Genomic DNA, 2,511 nt, shown 5'->3' with positions numbered 1-2,511 from the left:
GGCCTCGGTCCAGACGGCGGGCAGGCTGAGCTGGAGGCCGGAGATGCCGCCCCAGGCGGTGGCGAAGTCGGCCGTCTTGAGGTCGGCGGTGGACGGGGAGTGGTCGGTGACCACGCAGTCGATGACGCCGTCCGCCAGCGCCTGCCAGAGCGGGCCCTGGTTGGCGGCTTCGCGGATGGGCGGGCAGCATTTGAACTCGCTGGCACCGTCCGGGACTTCCTCGGCGGCGAGAGTCAGGTAGTGGGGGCAGGTCTCGACGGTGACGCGTACTCCGTCGGACCTGGCCCCGGCGATCAGCGGCAGCGCGTCGCTGGAGGACAGGTGCAGGATGTGCACGCGCGCGTCGAGGCGTTTCGCCTGCGCGAGGAGCAGGGCGATGGCGGTGTCCTCGGCGTCGCGCGGGCGGGAGGCGAGGAAGTCGGCGTACCTGGGGCCGCCGTGCTGCGGGGCGGCGGCGAGGTGGTCGGGGTCCTCGGCGTGCACGATCAGCAGCCCGTCGAAGGCGGCGATCTCCTCCAGGGTCCGGGCGAGCCGGTCCCGTCCGAGGTGCGGGAACTCGTCGACGCCGGACGGTGACAGGAAGGCCTTGAAGCCGAAGACGCCGGCCTCGTGCAGCGGCCGCAGGTCCTCGACGTTGCCGGGCAGGGCGCCGCCCCAGAAGCCGACGTCGACATGGGTCCGGCCGGCGGCGGCCCGCTGCTTGGTCCGCAGATGGGCGGTTGTCGTGGTCGGCGGGAGGGAGTTGAGCGGCATGTCGACGAGCGTGGTGATGCCGCCGGCCGCCGCCGCGCGGGTGGCGGTCCAGAAGCCCTCCCACTCGCTGCGGCCCGGTTCGTTGACGTGCACGTGGGTGTCGACCAGGCCGGGCAGCAGGACGTCGTCGCCGAGGTCCGTCAGACGTGCCGTCCCGGGGACCGGCGCCTCGTACGGCAGGACCGCCGTGATCGTGCCGCCGGTGACGGCGACCGACGCGGCGCGCGTCCCCTCGGGAGTGATGACGCGCGTCGAGCGCAGTACCAGTCCGGCGTCGGACACCCGCACCCCCTCACCCGATTTCAACGTTCTGTTGAAGGAGTCTTCACTCCCACCCCGATGCCGTCAAGGGGCACCCTGCCCGCACGGGCACCGACGGCCGACCCCTGGACTATTCCATAAAGCGGAATTAGAATTCCGTGAAGCAGAATGCATGAATGCGCAGACAATCAGTCGACCCGACTGCCGGGTAGGCTTCCTCCTTCCCGCCAGTCCGAAAGGAACGCGCCGTGCCGACGTCCAGCGCCAGCACCAACGGCTCCGTCCGGTCCGCTCCGGGCGGCGGAGTGCAGTCCCTCGAGCGCGCCTTCGACCTGCTCGAGCGGATGGCGGACGCGGGCGGCGAGGTCGGCCTCAGCGAACTGTCGACGAGCAGCGGACTGCCCCTGCCGACGATCCACCGCCTGATGCGCACCCTGGTCGCGTGCGGTTACGTGCGCCAGCAGCCCAACCGCCGGTACGCGCTCGGCCCGCGCCTGATCCGGCTCGGCGAGTCCTCCTCCCGGCTGCTGGGCACCTGGGCGCGCCCGTATCTGGCCCGTCTGGTGGAGGAGACCGGCGAGACGGCCAACATGGCGCTGCTCGACGGGGACGAGATCGTGTACGTCGCGCAGGTGCCGTCCAAGCACTCCATGCGGATGTTCACCGAGGTCGGCCGCCGGGTCCTGCCGCACTCCACCGGCGTGGGCAAGGCCCTGCTGGCCGGCTTCCCGCCACAGGACGTACGGGCCCTGCTCGCCCGCACCGGAATGCCCGCGGCGACGGACAGGACCATCACCACGCCGGAGGGTTTCCTGGCCGCGCTCGACGAGGTGCGCCGCCAGGGCTACGCCATGGACGACAACGAGCAGGAGATCGGCGTACGGTGCCTCGCCGTCTCCGTGCCCGACGCCCCCACCCCGGCCGCCCTCTCGATCTCCGGTCCCGCGGGGCGGGTCACGGAGGCGGCGACGGAGCGGATCGTGCCGGTGCTCCAGCAGGTGGCGACGGAACTCTCCGAAGTGCTCACCACCCCGGGCGGCGGCCCGACGGTCTGACCCGGCCCGACGGTCCACCCCGGCCCGACTCGACCCGGTCACTCGTCGCGACCACAGCGCCCGCGCACGCCCCCCTTTCGAGGAGCGCGCGAACAGGTGTGCGTCAAGCCCTGGGTGACGGTCCGAACAGATCCACCGCGTCCCGCACTTCGCCCAGCCCCCGGCCCAGTGCGCTCACCGAGCCGATCGCGCCGGCGATCAGCAACAGGGAACGGCGTAACCGGGGAATCTCGGGATTGCCGCAGGCCGCGTGGGCGTCCAGTGCGGCGAGTTCGTCCTCCGCGATGACCCGATCGGGGAACTCCGCCGGATGGGCCGCCAGTTGGCGACGCAGCCTGGCCACGGCGGAGCGCAGCTCCGTCACCCGCGGATCGTCCTCTCGACTGCCGGTCGCACGCTGCTGCTCTACGCTCCGCAACACAGTCCTCCCCCTCGCACGCGG

At 72.1% G+C, this 2,511-nt stretch carries 3 protein-coding genes; 1 reads left to right on the top strand and 2 read right to left on the bottom strand.

Features of this window, described 5'->3' with window-relative positions:
• Positions 1-1,035 (bottom strand): allantoinase AllB (gene allB / locus AOK11_RS38065; protein WP_055598173.1); only part of this gene is annotated, 1,035 nt, incomplete at its 3' end.
• A gap of 227 nt (positions 1,036-1,262) precedes the next feature.
• Here allB and AOK11_RS38060 point away from each other — a divergent pair.
• On the top strand, positions 1,263-2,069 hold the full coding sequence (locus AOK11_RS38060; protein WP_055598172.1) for an IclR family transcriptional regulator: 807 nt from the start codon (positions 1,263-1,265) through the stop codon (positions 2,067-2,069).
• Between the two features lie 103 nt (positions 2,070-2,172).
• Here the strand turns inward: AOK11_RS38060 and AOK11_RS38055 are convergent, their stop codons facing one another.
• Positions 2,173-2,490: a DUF5955 family protein gene (locus AOK11_RS38055; protein WP_055598171.1), complete on the bottom strand. Its 318-nt coding sequence runs from the start codon at positions 2,488-2,490 to the stop codon at positions 2,173-2,175.
• Between the last annotated feature and the right edge of the window lie 21 nt (positions 2,491-2,511).

Source organism: Streptomyces hirsutus (assembly GCF_001418415.1).
GTDB classification, from domain to species: Bacteria; Actinomycetota; Actinomycetes; order Streptomycetales; family Streptomycetaceae; genus Streptomyces; species Streptomyces hirsutus.
Note: the sequence above shows the minus strand (reverse complement) of the source record. Positions and strands in the feature narration are given on the sequence as shown.